The 18,908-nt window shown below is 69.0% G+C and carries 18 protein-coding genes and 1 riboswitch; of the genes, 13 read left to right on the top strand and 5 right to left on the bottom strand.

All coding sequences use genetic code 11. The features are described from left to right. Nucleotides 1–8 precede the first annotated feature (8 nt). The 8 genes from gcvH (at nt 9) to L0C25_RS21930 (ending at nt 7,924) form a co-directional block, all read left to right on the top strand. On the top strand, nt 9–386 hold the full coding sequence (gene gcvH / locus L0C25_RS21965) for a glycine cleavage system protein GcvH (protein WP_271633921.1): 378 nt from the start codon (nt 9–11) through the stop codon (nt 384–386). Between the two features lie 59 nt (nt 387–445). After that, nucleotides 446–919 carry an FHA domain-containing protein gene (locus tag L0C25_RS21960; protein WP_271633920.1) on the top strand — a complete coding sequence of 158 codons (474 nt, stop codon included), beginning with the start codon at nt 446–448 and terminating at the stop codon, nt 917–919. An 8-nt stretch (nt 920–927) separates the two neighbouring features. Continuing rightward, nucleotides 928–1,656 carry a transcriptional regulator FtsR gene (gene ftsR / locus L0C25_RS21955; protein ID WP_271633919.1) on the top strand — a complete coding sequence of 243 codons (729 nt, stop codon included), beginning with the start codon at nt 928–930 and terminating at the stop codon, nt 1,654–1,656. A gap of 39 nt (nt 1,657–1,695) precedes the next feature. Next, nucleotides 1,696–2,166: a bifunctional nuclease family protein gene (locus tag L0C25_RS21950; protein ID WP_271633918.1), complete on the top strand. Its 471-nt coding sequence runs from the start codon at nt 1,696–1,698 to the stop codon at nt 2,164–2,166. A gap of 223 nt (nt 2,167–2,389) precedes the next feature. Further along, a complete protein-coding gene (locus tag L0C25_RS21945; RefSeq protein ID WP_271636875.1) occupies nt 2,390–2,935 on the top strand; it encodes a MerR family transcriptional regulator in 546 nt (181 codons plus the stop codon). Between the two features lie 17 nt (nt 2,936–2,952). Continuing rightward, nucleotides 2,953–3,045: riboswitch (glycine riboswitch) on the top strand. A 74-nt stretch (nt 3,046–3,119) separates the two neighbouring features. Further along, nucleotides 3,120–5,996, top strand: a complete 2,877-nt coding sequence (gene gcvP, locus L0C25_RS21940) for an aminomethyl-transferring glycine dehydrogenase (RefSeq protein WP_271633917.1) — start codon at nt 3,120–3,122, stop codon at nt 5,994–5,996. Nucleotides 5,997–5,999: 3 nt separating this feature from the next. Then, nucleotides 6,000–7,355 carry a serine hydrolase domain-containing protein gene (locus L0C25_RS21935; RefSeq protein ID WP_271633916.1) on the top strand — a complete coding sequence of 452 codons (1,356 nt, stop codon included), beginning with the start codon at nt 6,000–6,002 and terminating at the stop codon, nt 7,353–7,355. 5 nt (nt 7,356–7,360) lie between these two features. Beyond that, entirely contained in the window at nt 7,361–7,924 is a 564-nt protein-coding gene (locus L0C25_RS21930; RefSeq protein ID WP_271633915.1) for a YbhB/YbcL family Raf kinase inhibitor-like protein, read from the top strand. A gap of 8 nt (nt 7,925–7,932) precedes the next feature. Here the strand turns inward: L0C25_RS21930 and fdhA are convergent, their stop codons facing one another. The 5 genes from fdhA to pepN all read right to left on the bottom strand — a co-directional run bounded on the left by fdhA (nt 7,933) and on the right by pepN (nt 15,463). Then, on the bottom strand, nt 7,933–9,153 hold the full coding sequence (fdhA, locus tag L0C25_RS21925) for a formaldehyde dehydrogenase, glutathione-independent (RefSeq protein ID WP_271633914.1): 1,221 nt from the start codon (nt 9,151–9,153) through the stop codon (nt 7,933–7,935). Nucleotides 9,154–9,259: 106 nt separating this feature from the next. Continuing rightward, nucleotides 9,260–10,645: a metallopeptidase TldD-related protein gene (locus tag L0C25_RS21920; protein WP_271633913.1), complete on the bottom strand. Its 1,386-nt coding sequence runs from the start codon at nt 10,643–10,645 to the stop codon at nt 9,260–9,262. A 10-nt stretch (nt 10,646–10,655) separates the two neighbouring features. After that, on the bottom strand, nt 10,656–12,155 hold the full coding sequence (locus L0C25_RS21915; RefSeq protein WP_271633911.1) for a TldD/PmbA family protein: 1,500 nt from the start codon (nt 12,153–12,155) through the stop codon (nt 10,656–10,658). 21 nt (nt 12,156–12,176) lie between these two features. After that, a complete protein-coding gene (fdhD, locus tag L0C25_RS21910; protein ID WP_271633910.1) occupies nt 12,177–13,022 on the bottom strand; it encodes a formate dehydrogenase accessory sulfurtransferase FdhD in 846 nt (281 codons plus the stop codon). After that, complete coding sequence (gene pepN / locus L0C25_RS21905) at nt 13,022–15,463, bottom strand: aminopeptidase N (RefSeq protein WP_271633909.1); 2,442 nt, start codon at nt 15,461–15,463, stop codon at nt 13,022–13,024. The genes fdhD and pepN overlap by 1 nt, the downstream gene beginning before the upstream one ends. A 109-nt stretch (nt 15,464–15,572) precedes the next feature. Between pepN and L0C25_RS21900 the strand changes: the two genes are divergently transcribed. The 5 genes from L0C25_RS21900 to L0C25_RS21880 all read left to right on the top strand — a co-directional run bounded on the left by L0C25_RS21900 (nt 15,573) and on the right by L0C25_RS21880 (nt 18,906). After that, complete coding sequence (locus L0C25_RS21900) at nt 15,573–16,211, top strand: HNH endonuclease family protein (protein ID WP_271633908.1); 639 nt, start codon at nt 15,573–15,575, stop codon at nt 16,209–16,211. Nucleotides 16,212–16,265: 54 nt separating this feature from the next. Then, nucleotides 16,266–17,252, top strand: coding sequence for a quinone oxidoreductase family protein (locus tag L0C25_RS21895; protein ID WP_271633907.1), 987 nt, complete (start codon nt 16,266–16,268; stop codon nt 17,250–17,252). Between the two features lie 35 nt (nt 17,253–17,287). After that, nucleotides 17,288–17,653 (top strand): hypothetical protein, encoded by a 366-nt coding sequence (locus L0C25_RS21890; protein ID WP_271633906.1) that lies wholly within the window; start codon nt 17,288–17,290, stop codon nt 17,651–17,653. Then, nucleotides 17,646–18,032, top strand: coding sequence for a hypothetical protein (locus tag L0C25_RS21885; protein WP_271633905.1), 387 nt, complete (start codon nt 17,646–17,648; stop codon nt 18,030–18,032). The genes L0C25_RS21890 and L0C25_RS21885 overlap by 8 nt, the downstream gene beginning before the upstream one ends. 436 nt (nt 18,033–18,468) lie before the next feature. Continuing rightward, a complete protein-coding gene (locus tag L0C25_RS21880; RefSeq protein ID WP_271633904.1) occupies nt 18,469–18,906 on the top strand; it encodes a HEAT repeat domain-containing protein in 438 nt (145 codons plus the stop codon). Nucleotides 18,907–18,908 lie beyond the last annotated feature (2 nt).

Here is an 18,908-nt window from a genome sequence, read left to right as displayed (position 1 = left end):
GAGACTCCGTGACCCCCGACGACCTCAAGTACAGCTCTGACCACGAGTGGGTACGAGTGGACGGCGACACCGCGACGATCGGCATCACCGACTACGCGCAAGGCGAGCTCGGCGACATCGTTTACGTATCGCTGCCGGCGACCGGCGAGCAGGTGGAGCCGGGGTCGGTCATCGGAGAGCTGGAGTCGACGAAGTCCGTCAGCGATCTGTTCGCTCCGGTGGCCGGCGAGGTCGTGACGCGCAACGAGGCATTGGAGAGTAGTCCCGAGCTCGTCAACAGCGATGCGTACGGCGAGGGCTGGCTGTTCAAGGTGCGCCTCGCCGAGGGCGCCGAGCTCGACGGATTGATGGACGCGCAGGCCTACGAAGCACAACTCGGCGAGTGATAGGTTCTAGGTATCAACCTCAAGTGAGGCTTGAGAGTCCGGAGCGGGAGGAGATCGCCATGGCTGATATCAGCGGAAGCCGGGACGAGTCTGGCGAGCCAGAGTCCCCAAGTGAGGTCACGTCGACGATTCCGATCCCACAGGCGGGGGCGGATCTCGAGAGCAAGCCCGGCGAGCTCACCGAGGAGGATGCGACCGCGCTCGAGGCGTTGCCCGGCGGCAGTGCGTTGCTGCTGGTTCAGCGCGGGCCGAGTGCGGGCTCGCGGTTCCTGCTCGACACCGACCAGGTGACGGCCGGTCGTCACCCGGACAGCGACATCTTCCTCGACGACGTCACGGTCTCGCGTCGGCACGCGGTCTTCTCGCGCGTGCAGGGCGGCGGCTTCACGGTCACCGACGTCGGCAGCCTGAACGGCACGTACGTCAACCGCGACCGCATCGACGAGGTGCTGTTGTCCGGTGGCGACGAGGTGCAGATCGGCAAATACCGGCTGGTGTACTACCCGAGCACCCAGGGCGGTACCCGGCAGTGACTCAGGCGGTGCCGTCCCGCGATCGGATGAGCATCGGCGACGTGCTGCAGGAGCTGCGTTCGGATTTTCCCGACATCACGGTCTCCAAGATCCGTTATCTCGAGTCCGAGGGTCTCGTAGAACCCGAACGCACCCCATCCGGGTATCGCAAGTTCTCGACCGCCGACGTCGAGCGACTGCGGTACGTCCTGACGATGCAGCGCGACAGGTTCTACCCCCTGCGCGAGATCCGCAAGAACCTCGAGGCGATGGATCGCGGCCTCACACCGCAGTCGGGTTCGGAGGACGTCGGCACGCCGACGGTGCCGAAGGTGGTGCTGTCCGATGACGGCTACCCGACGGGCGACTCGTTCCGCCCGAGCCGACACGAGATCCGACTCTCGCGTGCCGAGCTGCTCGAGGCGGCCGAGATCGGCACCGACCTGCTCGATGCGATGGAGCAGTTCGGCCTGATGCGCCCGCGGGCGAGCCATCAGCATTACGACGGTGTCGATGTCGCGGTCGCCAAGACCGTCGGTGAGCTCGCCGCGTACGGAGTCGAGCCCCGACACCTGCGTGCCTTCAAGACCGCGGCCGACCGCGAGGTCGGTCTGTTCGAGCAGATCGTCTCGACCCAACAGCGCCCCGGCGATCCGAGCGCGACAGCGCGCGCCGAGGAGACCATCCGCGAGCTGGCGGCGCTGTCCGTACGACTCCACACGACACTCGTCAAGCACGGGTTGCAGAAGCGCGATTAGCGCGTGTGTCCGTTCGCGGGCAAGAGTAGGGTGAGAAGCGTGCGAGAGCTCGATGTCGTCGGTGTACGCGTGGAGATGCCGTCCAACACGCCGCTGGTCCTCCTGCGTGAGGTGGAGGGAGCGCGATACCTCCCGATCTGGATCGGTGCGGTCGAGGCGACCGCCATCGCATTCGCCCAGCAGGGAGTCGTGCCTCCCCGGCCGATGACCCACGATCTGATGCGTGACCTGCTCGGCGCGCTCGAGCAGGAGCTCGACGAGGTACGCATCACCGAGGTCACCGAGAACACGTTCTACGCCGTGCTCGCGCTCTCGTCCGGGCTCGAGGTCGACGCGCGACCCTCCGATGCGATCGCGCTCGCGCTGCGTACCGGCTCCCGGATCGTATGCGCCGAAGACGTCCTGGACGAGTCGTCGGTGAACGTACCGGATGAGGAGGAGGCAGAGGTCGAGAAGTTCCGTGAGTTCCTCGACCAGATCAGCCCGGAGGACTTCGAGAAGGAGTCCTGACGCGGCAGCCTGACCCTCAACTTGAGGTTGAGGGTTGCGTTCGGGCGACACGCCCGGACGAGCAGGAGGTCGTTGACCGACCCGGTCGAGCGGCCTACCTTGAATGAGGAACATCGGCGCTGTAACTCCACAGCGGTGATCTGTGGTTTCGGAAGGCGAGTACGTGAGCAACCACGGCGACGAGGCGACACACAAGGTCGACGCAGCCCGCGAGGCGCAGGCGATCAAGGAAGCTGGCGACCAGGGTCTGCTGTTCGACGACGATCTGTCGCCGATGCCCGACGACACCGGCTTCCGCGGTCCGACCGCCTGCAGCGCGGCGGGCATCACGTACCGCCAGCTCGACTACTGGGCCCGCACCGGTCTGGTCGAGCCGACCGTTCGCTCGGCGGGCGGGTCCGGCACGCAACGCCTCTACTCGTTCCGCGACATCCTGCTGCTGAAGATCATCAAGCGACTTCTCGACGCCGGGGTCTCGCTGCAGCAGATCCGTACGGCCGTCTCGCACCTGCGCGACCGCGGCACCGACGACCTCACCGAGGTCACCTTGATGAGCGACGGCGCCAGCGTGTACGAATGCCGCTCGTCCGACGAGGTCATCGACCTCCTGCAGGGCGGCCAGGGCGTGTTCGGCATCGCGATCGGCGGCGTCTGGCGCGAGATCGAGGGCTCGCTGTCGGAGCTCCCGAGCGAACGCGCCGACGAGCTGCCGGCCGAACACGCCGGCGACGAGCTCGCCGCCCGGCGCCGCGCCAAGCGCGTCGGCTGATAGCCTGGAGCAGCCGACGATGACGTGTGGGAGAGCCTGCGCGTCTGCGCAGCGCCGAAGGGGCAACTCCTCCCCGGAACCTCTCAGGCCGCACGGACCACACGTACCAGGCAACTCTGGAGCGCATCACGACGTGACAGAGGGGGAGGCGTAAGCACATCGACGCCTCTGCTTGGAGATCCTGATGGCCGACCGGCAATCACTCACCGAACTCGACAACGCGCTGCCGTTCCGGCGTCGGCACATCGGACCGGACGAGGTGCAGCGACGCACCATGCTCGATCGCGTCGGATACGCCTCGCTCGACGCGCTGATGGCGGCGGCCGTTCCGGCGAGTATCGCCGACCGCGAGCCGCTCCACCTGCCCGCCGCCTTGAGCGAGAGCGAGACGCTCGCCGCGCTGCGGGCGAAGGCCGAGCGCAACCGTCCGGGCGTCGCGATGCTGGGCCGCGGCTACCACCCGACGATCACGCCCGCCGTCGTCCGGCGCAACGTGCTCGAAGACCCGTCGTGGTACACCGCCTACACGCCGTACCAACCGGAGATCTCCCAGGGACGGCTCGAGGCGCTGCTGAACTTCCAGACCATGATCTCCGACCTCGCGGGGCTGCCGACGGCGAACGCGTCGCTGCTCGACGAGGCGACTGCCGCGGCCGAGGCGATGACCCTCGCGCGGCGTGCCGTTCGCGCGAAGGCCGATCTGCCGTTCGTCGTCGACACGGGTTGCCTGCCGCAGACGATCGAGGTCGTACGAACCCGCGCCGAGGCGATGGGCATCGAGCTGACCCTGGCCGACCTGTCGACCGAGTCGATCGACACCGACGTGTGCGGCGCACTGATCGCCTATCCGCGCGCCGACGGCGCGGTCACCGATCCGCGTCGCGCGATCGAGCAGACGCATGACCATGGCGGGCTGGCCGTCGTGGTCACCGACCCGCTGGCGCTGTGCGTGCTGGAGGCACCGGGCGAGCTCGGGGCCGACGTGGTCGTCGGCTCGGCCCAGCGCTTCGGAGTCCCGATGTTCTACGGCGGGCCGCACGCCGGCTTCATGGCGGTACGCGAAGGACTCGAGCGCCATCTGCCCGGGCGGCTCGTCGGCGTCTCGGTCGATGCCGAGGGACGTCCCGCGTACCGGCTCGCCCTGCAGACCCGCGAGCAGCACATCCGACGCGACCGGGCGACATCGAACATCTGCACCGCGCAGGTGCTGCTCGCCGTCGTCGCTTCGATGTACGCCGTGTACCACGGCGCCGACGGGCTGCGGCAGATCGCCAAGCGCACGCATCGGTACGCCGTGGTGATCGCCGAGGGCCTGCGGCGTTCGGGCATCGAGGTCGTGCACGACGCGTTCTTCGACACGGTGACCGCCCGCGTACCCGGGCGTGCGCGACAGGCCGTTGCGGCCGCCCGCGCGGCGGGCATCCACGTCCTGCAGGTCGACGCCGACACCGTTGCGGTGAGCACCTCGGAGGTCACCACGTCGCGGCATGTCGAGGAGGTCTGGTCGGCGTTCGCCGCCGACGACGCCGGCAGCATCGACGACCTCGACACGGTCACCGAAGACGCCGTGCCCGCCGACCTCGTTCGCCAGAGCGAGTTCCTGACGCATCCGGTGTTCTCCGAGCATCGCAGCGAGACGCAGCTGCTCCGGTACCTCAAGCGGCTGAGTGACCGTGACTACGCACTCGACCGGGGCATGATCCCGCTCGGCTCCTGCACGATGAAGCTCAACGCGACGGCCGAGATGGAGCCGATCAGCTGGCCGGGCTTCGCCGACCTGCACCCCTTCGTACCCGCCGGAGACGCCGCCGGGCTGCTCGAGGTCGTCGACGAGCTCGAGTCGTGGCTGGCGGAGATCACCGGGTACGCCGCGGTCTCGCTGCAGCCCAACGCGGGTTCGCAGGGCGAGCTCGCGGGCCTGCTCGCGATCCGGCACTACCACCGCGCGCGTGGCGACGAGCAGCGTGACGTCTGCCTGATCCCGAGCTCGGCACACGGCACGAACGCGGCGTCGGCGGTCATGGCCGGCCTGAAGGTCGTCGTGGTGGCGGCCGAGGAGCACGGCAGCGTCGACCTCGACGATCTGCGCGCCAAGTGCGAGCAGTACGCCGATCGGTTGGCCGCCATCATGGTGACGTACCCGTCGACCCACGGCGTGTACGAGCCGGAGATCTCCGCGCTCTGCGACATCGTGCACTCCTACGGCGGGCAGGTCTACGTCGACGGCGCCAACCTGAATGCGCTGCTCGGCCACGCCAAGCCCGGCGAGTTCGGCGGCGACGTCTCACATCTCAACCTGCACAAGACGTTCTGCATCCCGCATGGAGGCGGTGGGCCAGGTGTCGGCCCGGTCGCGGTCGCGGCCCATCTGGTCGACCACCTGCCATCGCACTCCCTCGATCCACGAGACGGCAGGCGCGAGGGCCTCGGCGCCGTGAGCGCGGCGCCGTACGGCTCGGCCGGCATCCTGCCGATCTCCTGGGCGTACGTCGCGATGATGGGCGGCCCCGGACTCGCAGAGGCGACGTCGGTGGCAGTACTGTCCGCGAACTACATCGCGACGCGGCTCCACGAACACTTCCCGGTGCTCTACACAGGGCCGGGCGGGCTGGTCGCGCACGAGTGCATCCTCGACCTGCGCGAGCTGACCAAGTCCAGCGGCGTCAGCGTCGACGACGTCGCGAAGCGATTGATCGACTACGGGTTCCACGCACCGACGATGAGCTTCCCGGTCGCCGGCACGCTCATGGTCGAACCGACCGAGTCGGAGGATCTCGCCGAGATCGACAGGTTCTGCGATGCGATGATCGCGATCCGGGGCGAGATCACTTGCGTCGAGAAGGGGGAGTGGTCGGTCGATGACAGCCCTCTGCGCAACGCCCCCCATACGACCCGCGCCCTCGCCGACGACTGGAAGCGGCCGTACGCTCCGATGGTCGGTGCGTTCCCGGCGGGAATCGACCCGGACAAGTACTGGCCACCCGTTGCCCGCATCGACCAGGCGTACGGCGACCGCAACCTGGTCTGCGCCTGCCCGCCGCCCGACGCCTTCGAGGAGTAGACGTTGCTGGAGTCGACCCGACCGCACCTGGAGGCGGTCGTCGCCGAGGCGCAGGCCGAGGGCAAGGTGCCGTCGTTGGTCGCCGGTGTTGTCCGTGACGGTTCGCTGGTCTGGTCGACGGGGCGCGGCACATCGGTGCGCCCCGGTGGGCACGATCGCCCGGACCACGACACGCAGTACCGCATCGGCTCGATCACGAAGACGCTCACCGCCGCACTGATCCTGCAGCTGCGCGACGAGGGTGAGCTCGACCTCAACGACCGAGTCGGCGCGCACGTACCCGAAGGGCCGTTCGCCGACGCAGTTCTGCGCGACCTGCTCTCGCATCGCGCGGGGATCCCCGCGGAGCCGCGGGGTCCCTGGTGGGAGCGCAGCCGCGGCGGCTCGTACGACGAGCTGGTGAAGGCCAATGCCGACGCGTCCCGAGTGCTGCCGGTCGCCGAGCGCTATCACTACTCCAACACCGCGTTCGGCGTACTCGCCCGCGTCGTCGAGGTGCGTCGCGGTCAGCCGTGGATGAGTGCGGTCGACGAACGCCTGCTCCGGCCGCTCGGCATGAGCCGCACCACGTACGCTCCCGAGGCGCCGCACGCGCAGGGTTACTCGGTCGACGCGTTGACCGGCACGCTCACTGCCGAGCCGCATCAGGACACCGGCGCGATGGCGCCGGCCGGTCAGCTGTGGAGCACGGCCGACGATCTCGCTCGATGGGGTTCGCTGTTGCTGGGCGGTCGTCCCGACGTGCTCGGGGGGTCGGCGCTCACGGCGATGTCGACACCGCATTCGGCCGACCCGGACGAGCGGCTGGCCGGCGCGTACGGGCTCGGTCTGCGACTGGGGCGCACGGGCGAGCGGCTGCTGATCGGACACACGGGCTCCATGCCCGGATTCCTCGCGGCGCTGTTCGTCGACCCGGAGTCGCGTGTCGGCGCGATCGTACTCGCCAACACGGCCTACGGGATCGAGCTCGAGTCGCTGCCGCGGCAGCTGATCGACACCACACTCGCGCACGAACCAGTGATCGCCGACGAGTGGGAAGCGACGACATCCGTACCCGAGGCACACGCCGAGCTGGTCGGTATGTGGCACTGGGGCAACAGCCCGTTCCGCATGACGACCGACGGCGCGCGGCTCTCGCTGACCCCGCTGGGGGGCGATGGCGGTTTCCGGTTCGAGCAGACGGGCACCGACAGCTACCGCGGGCTGTCCGGATACCAGAACGCCGAGATGATGCGCGTCGTGCGCCGGGCCGACGGCGGCGTCAGTCATCTCGACATCGGCACGTTCTGCTACACGCGGTTGCCGTACGATCCGCGCGTCGACTACCCCGGCAGAGCAGACGAACCAGCAGTACGCTGACGCCCATGTCTACCACTGCACGCTTGTCCGCGGTCGGCGCGGCCGCGCTACTGGCGCTCACGACCGGCACCGTCTCCGCACAGGGGAGCGCCCCGAGCGCATCGCCCGAAGCAAAGGGGGCGAAGCAGATCACCGTCACGAGCAAGGCGTTCCACCAAGGGGCGAAGATCCCCAAGAAGTACACCTGCGACGGTGCCGACGTCTCGCCGCCGCTGAAGTGGCGGCACATTCCGAAGCGGGCCAAGAAGTTGGCGCTCGTCGTCGACGACCCCGATGCGCCCGGCGGCACCTGGACGCATTGGGTCGTCCTCGACATCGCGAAGTCCACTCGGGGGAGCCGCATCGGCAAGGTTCCGAAGGGCGGCGTCCAGGCCAAGAACTCCTGGGGTGACGCCGCGTACGGAGGGCCGTGCCCGCCGAGCGGCACCCATCGCTACCGGTTCAAGCTGTACGCGCTCGACCACGCGACGGGACTCCGGCGGGGCGCCCCGCTGAAGAGGGCGCTCCGGGCAGTCTCCAAGCACGCGATCAAGCACGGCAAGCTCATGGGCAGGTACACCGCGAAGTAGTCGTGCGGTCAGCTCTTGACGTAGCCGTTCGGGTTGAGGACGTACTTCGTCGCTGCGCCCGCATCGAACTCGGCGTAGCCTCGGGGCGCGTCGTCGAGCGTGATCGCCTTCGCGTTCACGGCGCCCGCGATGTCGACCTTGTCATGCAGGATCGCCATCATCAGCTGACGGTTGTACTTCATCACCGGGCACTGGCCGGTCGTGAACGACAGCGACTTCGCCCAACCGGTGCCGATGCTGATCGAGAGCGAGCCGACCTTCGCGGCCTCGTCGACGCCGCCGGGGTCGCCGGTCACGTACAGGCCGGGAATGCCGAGCGCCCCACCGGCGGCCGTCACCGTCATCAGCGAGTTGAGCACCGTTGCGGGTGCCTCCTTTGCGTGGTCGCCACCCCCGTGGCCGCGAGCCTCGAAGCCGACGGCATCGACCGCCGCGTCCACCTCGGGGACACCGAGCAGCTGCTCGATCTGGTCCTCGGGTGCACCGGCGCCGACATTGAGGGTTTCGCACCCGAAGCTGCGCGCCTGTGCGAGACGCTCGTCGTTCATGTCACCGACGATCACGACCGCGGCACCGAGCAGCTGAGCGCCGGCGGCGGCGGCCAGGCCGACGGGCCCGGCGCCGGCGACGTAGACCGTCGATCCGACCTCGACTCCGGCCGTGACCGCTCCGTGGAAGCCGGTCGGAAAGATGTCGGAGAGCATGGTGAGATCCATGATCTTCTCCAGTGCCTGCTCGCGGTCGGGGAACCTCAGCAGATTCCAGTCCGCATACGGCACCAAGACGTACTCGGCCTGTCCACCGACCCAGCCGCCCATGTCGACATACCCATACGCGCTACCCGGACGGTCGGGGTTGACGTTCAAGCAGATCCCGGTCTTGCGCTCCTTGCAGTTGCGGCATCGTCCGCAGGAGATGTTGAACGGCACGGAGACGATGTCGCCGACCTTGGTGAACTCGACGTCCGATCCGACCTCGACGACCTCGCCGCTGATCTCGTGGCCGAGCACGAGTCCGGCAGGGGCAGTCGTACGCCCACGAACCATATGCTGGTCGGATCCGCAGATGTTCGTCGTGACGGTACGCAGGATTGCGCCATGGGGCACCTTGCGGCCGACATTGGCGGGATTGACTCCCGGCCCGTCTTTCAGCTCGAACGTCGGATAGTCGGTGTCGATGACCTCGACGACACCGGGCTCCTGGTACGCAACTGCCTTGTTTCCGGACACGTCGGCCTCCTCGGCTCTGGGTTGCAACACCCGACTGCACCGCGAGGTCCCGACGACGATCCAATTGTCACGCTAGCACGGCGCGTTCGGGCCGAGGCGTGATCGCTCAGCTGGCTTGACTGACGCTGCTCATGTTGAAGTCCGGTACGCGCAGGGCCGGGGTCGACGTACGCAGAAACTCGTCGCCCCACTCGCGGCTGAACGACGGCGCCGATGCGCTCGCGTCGGTGAATCGCGCGAGCAGGTCGATCGGGCTCTCGTTGAAGCGGAAGTTGTTCACCGACCCGGTGATCTCGCCGTTCTCGACAAGGTAGACGCCGTCGCGGGTGAGCCCGGTGAGCAGCAGGCTCTGAGCGTCGACCTCGCGGATGTACCACAGGCAGGTGAGCAGCAACCCGCGCTCCATGCCCGCCGCGAGCGCCTCCGGCTGCGTGCTCGTACCTCCGACGTCCACCAACAGGTTGCCGATGCCCGGTGTCACCGGCTGCTCGGTGAGCACGGCGGAGTGCCTCGTTTGGCGGAGTGCGCGAAGCTCGCCATCGGCGATCCAGTCGGTGCGGCTCAGGGCGAGGCCGTTGTCGAACACCGACGAATCCGAGCTCGACGCGTGCGCCGTCACGAACGGACTGCACTCGAGACCGGGCGCGGCCGGGTCGGAGTACATCGTCACGGGACGTTCGCTCAGCCGCTCTCCGATCCGGGTGCCGCCACCCGGACGCGCGAAGGCGGTCTGCCCGTCGAGAGCGTCGCGTGCACCGGCGGTCCAGTACGCGTAGATCAGCAGGTCGGCGACCGCGGTCGGCGGCAGGATCGTGTCGTAGCGTCCGGCGTCGAGGCTCACGCTGCGCTGCGCCCAGCCGAGTCGGCGTTCGAGGTCGGCGTCGAGCCCGAGCGCGTCGACGTCGCCGAAGTCGCGGGTCGCCTGCCCGACCCAGGCTGAACGCTGGTCAGCGTCTTTGCCCGTGACGCCGATGTGTCCGCCCGGCTGAACGTGTCGCCGGCGCAGTCCGCTCGACGAGCCGACGTACGTCGTGGTGACGTCGTGCTCGGCGTAGCCGAACAGCCGCCTGCCCTCGGAACGGGCGCGCCCGAAGGCCTCGCCGAGATCGTTGGCGAGCGGCTCGAGGACCTCGATGGAGGTGGTGTCAGGGGCATCGGCCCAGGCGGCGTCGACGGTCTCCGGCACGAACGGCGCTGCATCCTCGGCTGGCCCTGCATCGCGGGCGGCGCGATCGGCGCGGTCGACAAGCACGCGCACCTCGTCGACCGCGGACGCACTTCGTGACAGCGACGCCGCGGCGACCCCGGTACTGCCCGCGACCGTCGAGACGACCGTCACGGTCGAGTCGCGGGCCACGCCGTTCGTCGTCAAGTTGTTGTTCGCCCAGCGTAGGTTCGCGGTCGACGAGCGGTCGACGATGACGACACACCCGTCGGCGGTCGAGTGCTCGAGCCCGCGCTCGACGAGCTCCTGCGGCTTGTTCGTCTCCATCGCGTGCTTCCTATCGTCCGGACTCGGCCTGGGTGTTCAGGATTGATACGTCTCGGAACAGCGCGCTCGGCGCGCCGTGGCTCACTGCCGCGACCTGGGCCGGCTGTGCCTTGCCGCAGTTGAACGCGCCGCAGAGGCGCCAGGTCTGCGGACCGCCGACCGCCGACATCGAGCGCCAGAAGTCGGTCGTCGTCGCCTGGTAGGCGGCATCGCGAACCTGACCGCGCAGCTCGCCGTCCTCGATCCGGTAGAACCGCTGGCCGGTGAACTGGAAGTTGTAGCGCTGCATGTCGATCGACCATGACTTGTCGCCGACGATGTACAGGCCGCGCTCGACGTCGGCGATCAGCCCGTCGGTGTCGGGGCCGTCTGCCGCGGGCTGCAGCGACACGTTCGCCATCCGCTGGATCGGTACGCGGGCGGGGGAGTCGGCGAACGCGCAGCCGTTGGAGCGGTCGAAGCCGTTGAGTCCAGCCATCGCGCGGTCGAGCTGGTAGCCGACGAGCACACCGTCGCGGATGAGGTCCCATGTCTGGGCCTCGACTCCGTCGTCGTCGTACCCGACGGTGGACAGGCCGTGCTCGACGGTACGGTCGCCGGTCACGTGCATGACGGGGGAGCCGTACTGCAGGGTGCCGAGCTGGTCGTACGTCGCGAACGACGTGCCCGCGAAGTTCGCCTCGTAGCCAAGCGCGCGGTCGAGTTCGGTCGCATGCCCGATCGACTCGTGGATCGTGAGCCACAGGTTGGTCGGGTCGATGACCACGTCGTACGTGCCGGGCTCCACGCTCGGCGCCGCGAGCTTCTCGGCGAGCTGGTCGGGCAGTGCCGCGAGCTCGCCGGCCCAGTCGTACCGGCCGTCGGTGAGGTACTCCCACCCGCGGCCGACCGGCGGGGCGATCGTCCGCATCGCGTCGATGCGTCCGTCGCGCTCGCCGTAGACCTCCAGCTCGGGATGGAGCCGCACGCGCTGCTGAGTCGTGCTGGTGCCCGAGAGGTCGGCATAGAACTTGTTCTCGACGTACTGCTCGAGATGAGCGCTCACATGTGCGACCGCCGGCGCCGCGGCGAGGTCGCGGCTCCAGTCACCGAGCAGCGTGACCTTCTCGTCGAGGGGTACGCCGAGCGGGTCGATGTCGTACGACGACACCCAGACCGCGCGGCGGTGCGTTGGCTCCGGCGCGAGCTCGACCCGCTCAGGGCTGACAGGCGCCGACACGTGCGCGACACGGACGGCCTCCTCGGCCGTTCGGACCGCCGCCGTGTTGGTCAGCTCGAACGTCGATGCGAAGCCCCACGTGCCGTCGACGATGACTCGCACGCACATGCCGAGCTGCTCGCCGTCGTGCGCGCCCTCCAGTGCGCCGTCACGCAGAGCGACGGTCTGCGAACGGAGCCGCTCGAGCCGGAAGTCTGCGTGGCTCGCGCCGAAGTCCCGCGCGCGCTGCAGCGCAGCGTCGGCGAGCCGCTCCAGGGGGAGGTCGGTGAAGGTCGGGTCCACGTCAGCCATGCGAGGACGATATCTACCCGACTACCGAGTGCTCACGTCAGCATGGGCAATACGCTCGGGGTGGCTGTAGACCACCATGCGCCCGTCGCGTACGAACCCGATCACGCCGATGCCTACCTCCTTCGCGACGTCGACGGCAAGCGACGACGGCGCGCCGACGGCGGCGATGAGCGGGATGCCGGCGACGGCGGCCTTCTGCACGATCTCGTACGCGACGCGCCCGCTCACGCAGAGTATCGCCGCGGCGACGTCGATCTGTTCGAGAACGCAGTGTCCGATCGCCTTGTCGACCGCGTTGTGGCGGCCGACGTCCTCGCGGACCACGAGGGCCTTGCCGCCGGTGTCGAAGAGCCCGGCGGCGTGGAGTCCGCCGGTCGTGGCGAACACCTGCTGTTCAGCGCGCAGCCGGTCGGGGAGTGAGGCGATCAGCGCGGGGTCGGCACGTACGTCGGACCGGATCGGGCGCGCCGCGACGGCAACGTCGGACACGGACTCCTTGCCGCACACGCCGCATGCCGACGAGACGTCACGCGCCCGCCAGCCGGTCGCCGGCGTGGTGTTCAGGTGCAGGGTGACGACGTTGAACTCCTCGTCCTCGCTGAGGTCTGCGTCGGTGCAGTACGCGATCGACCGGACGTCGTCGCGGGCCGCGTACACGCCTTCGGCGAAGAGCAGCCCGGCGGTGAGCTCGAAGTCGCGCCCGGGCGTACGCATCGTGATGCCGAACCGCTCGACGGGCATCCCGGGAGCGTCGACACGCATCTCCAGCGGCTCCTCGGTCGCGAGCCGATCTTCGTGTCGTAGTGTCTTCGACCCGGCGATCTCGAGCACCTGGACTCGCCGGGTCGGACCCGGCCTGCGCGCCATCACGAGTCTCGCGCTCGCTTTCGTACCTCGAGCGCGCCCGCGAGATCGGCGGCGGCGTCGGCGATGCTGCGGCGCAGGCCAGGCCGGAGATCGGTTCGAGTGAGGGTCTCGTCGGCAAGCGTGAGCGTACGTGCCTCGACGGCGACCGACGGGAACGCGAGCCTGGCGGACTCGCCGACGACCCAACCGGAGCGGAATCCCTGCGTTGCCGGGAACTCCGCGAAGTAGCGCTCGACGTACGGCGCGTGCAGGGCGGTCTGTTCCGGCCACCAGAACCCCTCGGCCGTCGCGTAGATCTCGTAGTTGGACAGGCCGGTGTCGTTGGTCAGGTCGTGCCAGGCGGCCGTCTTCGCATCGGGATCGGGTAGCGCAGCGCGGGCGCGGATCGCGTGGATGCGCCCGGAGCTCGACGGGTCGCGCTCGAGCTCGCGCGCGATCGCGTCGACGTCGACGCCGCCCCACCGGGCGAGCTGGGTGACGACCGTCCAGCGCAGCTCGTCGTCGATCGCCAGGCCGTGCGGGGCCTCACCGGAGATCCAACGCTGCAACAGGTCGGCGTCCGAGGTGAGGGTGACGAAGCCACGCGCCGCGGCGAGCTGGAGGGCCGATCCGGGCGGTGCGGAGTCGAGGCGCAGCCCGTACGCACCGCTGAGGCGCTGGCGGGCCGTACGCGGATCGCTGAGGTAGCGGTCGAGAAGCGATCGCCGAGACCAACCGGCAAGGGCTTGCACGGTGATGTCCTCGGTCTCGTGCGGGATCGCGCTCTCGACGAGCGACACGGCAAGGCCGGTGTCGATGTCGGCGTCGTCGACCGAGTCGCGCAGACCCAGCCACACACTCGCCCGCGTGACCGGGTCGGTGATCCGCGGCCACGCGTCGACGAGCCCGGACACGGTCTGCGGATCGTGCCGGAAGCGGGCCCACGTCTCGTCGTGGACGTCGAGCAGGATCAGCTCGTCGGCGCCGCTCTCGACCTGCTGCGATCCACCTCGCAGCGCGACCTGTGTCGTGACGACATCGTCACCTGCGCCGAGGGTGCCGACCGAGAAGGTGTGTGGTCGTACCGTGCCGTCGGGTGACTCGACGGTGATATTTCGCCGGTCGAACCGGATGACGTCCGCACCCGCCGTGCGGAGCCACGCCCGCGCCCACTCGTCGAGATCCGTTGCCCCGGCGTCGCGCCAAGCGCCGAACAGGTCGTGCAGCGTGGCGTTGCCGAAGGCGTGCCGGGTCAGGTGCGCGCGTACGCCCCCGAGGAACACTTCGTCGCCGAGGTGGGCGGCGAGCTGCTTGAGCACCGATGCGCCCTTGGCGTACGAGATGCCATCGAAGTCCGCGAGCGCACTCGCACCGTCGGGGGCGCCGTTGCCGGCCACGGGGTGCGTCGACGGCCGCTGGTCGGCCAGCAGCCCCCACGGCTTTCGTACGCCGGCGAAGTCGACCCAGCTGTCGGTGAACTCGGTGGCCGCGTCGCATACGCGGTACGCCATGTACTCGGCGAACGACTCGTTCAGCCAGAGGTCGTCCCACCACTGCATCGTCACCAGGTCGCCGAACCACTGGTGTGCCATCTCGTGCGCGATCACCCGGGCGCGACCGCCACGCTCCGCGCCCGTCACGCGGGAGCGGAAGATCATGTCGTCGCGGAACGTCACGCAGCCGGGGTTCTCCATCGCGCCGGCGTTGAACTCCGGAACGAAGCACTGGTAGTAGTCGCCGAACGGATAACGGATGCCGAACATCTCGTGGTAGGCGTCGAAGCACTGAGCCGTCACGGTGAACAGCTCGTCGGCGTCCTTGTCGAGATGCGGCGCGAGCGACTGCCGGGCCAGCAGGCCGAGTCGGATGCCGTCGTGCTCGCGCGTACGCACGTGGTACGGCCCGGCGACGAGGGTCACGAAGTACGTCGAGAGCGGCTTCGTCTCCTCGAAGCGCCACCTGCCTTCGCCATCGCGCTCTGCGCGCGCGTTGCCGACGACCGTCCAGTGCAGCGGCGCGCGTACGGCCATGGTGTAGGGCGCCTTGAGGTCGGGCTGGTCGAAGCAGCAGAAGATGCGTGGCGCGGCGTCGAGGAACGACATCGCATGGAGGTACGGCTCGCCGTCAACCGGGTCGACGGCCCGGTGGATGCCCTCGCCGTCGTTGCTGTACGCCATCGTGGTGTGTGCGATCAGCTCGTGCGTACCCGCAGTCAGCCGCAACGGGAGCCTGCCGTCGGCGTGCGCCTGTCGGTCGAGGGGCGCGCCGTCGAGCGTGAGCTCGTGCACCTCGACCGGCGAGAGCTCGACGAACGTCTCACAGTCGGCCGCGGACTCGAACCGGATGGTCGTACGCGAGTCGAACGTCTCGGGACCCTGGTCGAGGTCGAGCCGGACGTCGTACGCCTGGACGGTGATCAGATCCGCGCGGGCGCGGGCTTCTTCGACGGTGAGATTGGCCACCCGTCCAGCGTATGCCGTGCCGGAAACCGCAGGATCGGCTCGGTCGTCCGCAACCCTGCGTTCATCGGGTCGTACGTTTCAGCCGTCGCGCGTGGGGAAGGTCAGAGGCATGAACATGCGCCGCGTCCTCGGTCTCCTCGCAATGTCGTTCGTACTCCTCGCCGCTCTGGTGCTCTCCGGATCGACCAGCGCCTCGGCGTACCCGCCCGACCCGCCCGACGAGGCGACGGCGCGCGCGCACCTCGCGGAGCTCACGGTCACGACCCCGGGCAGTGGCGACGACTACGACCGGGACCTGTTCCCGCACTGGCACACGGTCGAGGGCACCTGCGACACCCGCGAGACCGTGCTGAAGCGCGACGGCTCCGGGGTGTCGGTTGGTGACGACTGCTACCCGACGAGCGGTTCGTGGTACAGCGTGTACGACAGCGAGACGTTCACGGATCCGTCGGACGTCCACATCGACCACATCGTGCCGTTGTCCGAGGCCTGGAAGTCCGGTGCGAACGACTGGACGACCGACCACCGCGAGGAGTTCGCGAACGACATCACCCACTCTCAGCTGATCGCCGTCAGCGCCAGCAGCAACATGAGCAAAGGTGACGACGACCCTGCCGAGTGGAAGCCGGAGAACGAGAACGTGTGGTGCGTCTACTCGCGCGAGTGGATCGATACCAAGTACGTGTACGACCTGACCGTCGACGACGCCGAGGTCGCGGCGCTGTCGGAGATGCTCGACCGCTGCTAGTCGCCTCGCCGCGGCGTTATGGTTGCGTCGGGAACCAACGCATGCGGAGGGCGTATGAAGGCTGCAGTGCTCGAGGAGCTCGGACAGCCTCCTCGGTACGCCGAGGCCGAGGAACCAGTGCCCACCGACGGTCTCGTTGTCGCCGACGTCCGCGCAGCGGCGGTGAAGAACATCGAGCGCGCGCTCGCCGCGGGGTCGCACTACGGTAGCGGACGGCTGCCCTTGCCCTGCGTGCTCGGGCATGACGCGGTTGTGGCCCTGCCCGATGGTCGTCGGGTGTTCGCGGGAGCGACGCCGCCCGGAGGGGCGATGGCCGAGCGTCTGCTGGTCGATCCTGAGCAGACCCTGCCGATTCCCGACTCTGTCGACGATGCGTCGGCCGCCGCGCTGCCGAATGCGGCCGCCTCCGCGTGGTTCGCACTCGAGTACGCGGGCCAGATTCGGACGGGGCAGTCGGTGTTGGTTCTCGGCGGCACCGGCGTGACTGGTTCGCTCGCGGTGCAGTTGGCGAAGCGGAGGTTCGGTGCCGGCAAGGTCGTTGCTGCCGGACGCAACGTCGAACGCTTGGGGCGGATCTCCGAGCTCGGCGCCGATGCCACGATCGAGCTCGGGCCCGCGGATGAGCCGGTCGCGGCGCAGCTCGCGCGCCACCATGCGGAGCACCCGTTCGACGTCGTCCTGGACTACTTGTGGGGCAAGCCGGCCGAGCACGTCCTTCGTACGCTCGCCAACGACGATCTGGCGGCCGGGTTCCACCGGACACGCTTCGTGCAGATCGGGGAGATGGCCGGGGCCACCATCGAGCTTCCGGCCGCGACCTTGCGGAGCGCAGGCATCGAGCTGGTGGGCCAAGGGGGCGGCAGCGTTCCGCGTGAGGCGTTCGGCCGGATCAGATCGGAGATCCTCCCGGCCGTGTTCTCGATGCTCGCCGACGGCACCATCGCCGCAGACACGCAGGTCCGGCCGCTGTCTGAGGTCACCGACGTCTGGACCACGCGGGCGCCGTCCGGCGTTCGGGTCGTGCTGGTGCCCGACCGTTGACGCGGAGCCGGTCGCGACTGCATAGGCTGTGCGCCGTGACGGAACTGACGGCGTACGGGCTCTGCGCGCTCGCGCTCGTCGTCGGCGCGTACGCCGGCTTGCTGACGCTACGTGAGCGGTCGTTCGACAACGCACTGTTCTACGCGGTGGCCCTGCTCGAGGTGCTCCTGGTCGCGCAGCTGGTCGGTGGGTGCATCGCGCTCGCGCAGACCGGGCGAGAGATCGACGGGATCACCTTCGTCGCGTACCTCGTGACGGTCGCGGTCGTGCCGATCGTCGCGGTGCTGTGGGGAGTATCGGACAAGAGCCGATGGGGGACAGGGGTGATGGTGATCGGCATGGTCACGGTCGCCGTGCTCTGCCTGCGGCTGCTCGACCTGTGGTCGGGGCGCTATGCCTGACTCGACGTCGCACGGATTCGGTCGGGTCCTCGTCGCCGTGTACGCGGTGTTCGCCCTCGCGGCGACGGCTCGCTCGCTGGTCCAGATCGCCACCCGCTTCGACGAGGCACCCGTCGCGTACCTGCTGTCGGCGTTCGCGGGAATCGTCTACATCGTCGCGACGATCGCGTTGGGACTCGGCCGCGACTCGACTCGGCGGCTCGCACTCGTGACGATCGTCGTGGAGCTGGTCGGGGTGCTCGCCGTCGGCACGCTGAGCCTCGCCGACCCGGACCTGTTCCCGGACGCCACCGTGTGGTCGGACTTCGGCCAGGGGTACGGCTACGTACCGCTCGTGCTGCCGTTCGTCGGGCTGTGGTGGCTGCGGCGCACGCGTTGAGCTGTGTGGGCCCTGCGCACTCATACCGCGCAGGGCCACGTCCATTAGAAGACATCGGGGCGCCCAGAGCGGGCAGCGACACGCGCGTTAATCCACAGGCCCTGTGCACCGTGGTGCCCGTGTGGTGGACAACCGCCCCGAAAGCTGTGGGTAACGATGTGGACGCAAGAAAGTTCGGATGAATCTTCGGGGAACCCTTGCGGTGTTGGGATGTGAGCGATACAACAGTCCCTACGCACTTCTTCGGAAGAGCGTCGAAGGATCGAAGTTCTTGGCTATGCCGACGGGCGACCGTCGGGACCAGCGGGTGACGAGGCTGGTGGTCGGGGAGGGAGATCCGGGTGATCGCCGACGTCACGCGGTGATCGATGTGAGGCCCGGCGAACTCATACTTCGCCGGGCCTCTCCTATTCTATCGACCGGCCGGAGTGGCTCCTTGGCACGTACGTGGGGCATGACGCCGCGGCAGAGCATCCTCGCCGAATGCCGACTCCGGGGCCCCGACGCAGTCGTGGCCGGCTGCGTGGCGATCCTCGACCGCGCCGAGGTCGACGCCGACCTCGTACGTGCGCTGGCCGGCCCCGCCGCCGAGGGAGTCCTCGCCGGTCGCGAGGGTGGCCCGAACGGCTATTGGCCCCGGGTGTGGGCCGTGCGTGGGTTGCTGCACGTGTACGACGCCGGTGCCACTCCCTCGATAGTGACCGCGACCGAGGACGACGCATGGCGCGTGCGTGAGATGGCCGCCAAGGTCGTCGCCAGACACCGCGTCGCCGACGCCTTCGACGCAATGGTCGTGCTCAGGGATGACCGCGTCGCGCGCGTACGCCGTGCGGCCGAGCGAGCGCTTGTAGAGCTGACGGCCGACGAAGCGTGACG

It is taken from the genome of Solicola gregarius, from assembly GCF_025790165.1.
In the GTDB taxonomy this organism is placed as follows: Bacteria; Actinomycetota; Actinomycetes; order Propionibacteriales; family Nocardioidaceae; genus Solicola; species Solicola gregarius.
The sequence above is the reverse complement of the archived record's forward strand: the minus strand, read 5'-3'. Positions and strand labels throughout refer to the sequence as shown.

Coding starts and splice junctions, on each gene's coding strand:
- L0C25_RS21960 (WP_271633920.1), top strand. CDS start 446: ATGGCTGATATCAGCGGAAGCCGGGACGAGTCTGGCGAGCCAGAGTCC.
- gcvP (WP_271633917.1), top strand. CDS start 3,120: ATGGCCGACCGGCAATCACTCACCGAACTCGACAACGCGCTGCCGTTC.
- L0C25_RS21930 (WP_271633915.1), top strand. CDS start 7,361: ATGTCTACCACTGCACGCTTGTCCGCGGTCGGCGCGGCCGCGCTACTG.
- L0C25_RS21920 (WP_271633913.1), bottom strand. CDS start 10,645: ATGGAGACGAACAAGCCGCAGGAGCTCGTCGAGCGCGGGCTCGAGCAC.
- L0C25_RS21915 (WP_271633911.1), bottom strand. CDS start 12,155: ATGGCTGACGTGGACCCGACCTTCACCGACCTCCCCCTGGAGCGGCTC.
- fdhD (WP_271633910.1), bottom strand. CDS start 13,022: ATGGCGCGCAGGCCGGGTCCGACCCGGCGAGTCCAGGTGCTCGAGATC.
- L0C25_RS21900 (WP_271633908.1), top strand. CDS start 15,573: ATGAACATGCGCCGCGTCCTCGGTCTCCTCGCAATGTCGTTCGTACTC.
- L0C25_RS21895 (WP_271633907.1), top strand. CDS start 16,266: ATGAAGGCTGCAGTGCTCGAGGAGCTCGGACAGCCTCCTCGGTACGCC.
- L0C25_RS21885 (WP_271633905.1), top strand. CDS start 17,646: ATGCCTGACTCGACGTCGCACGGATTCGGTCGGGTCCTCGTCGCCGTG.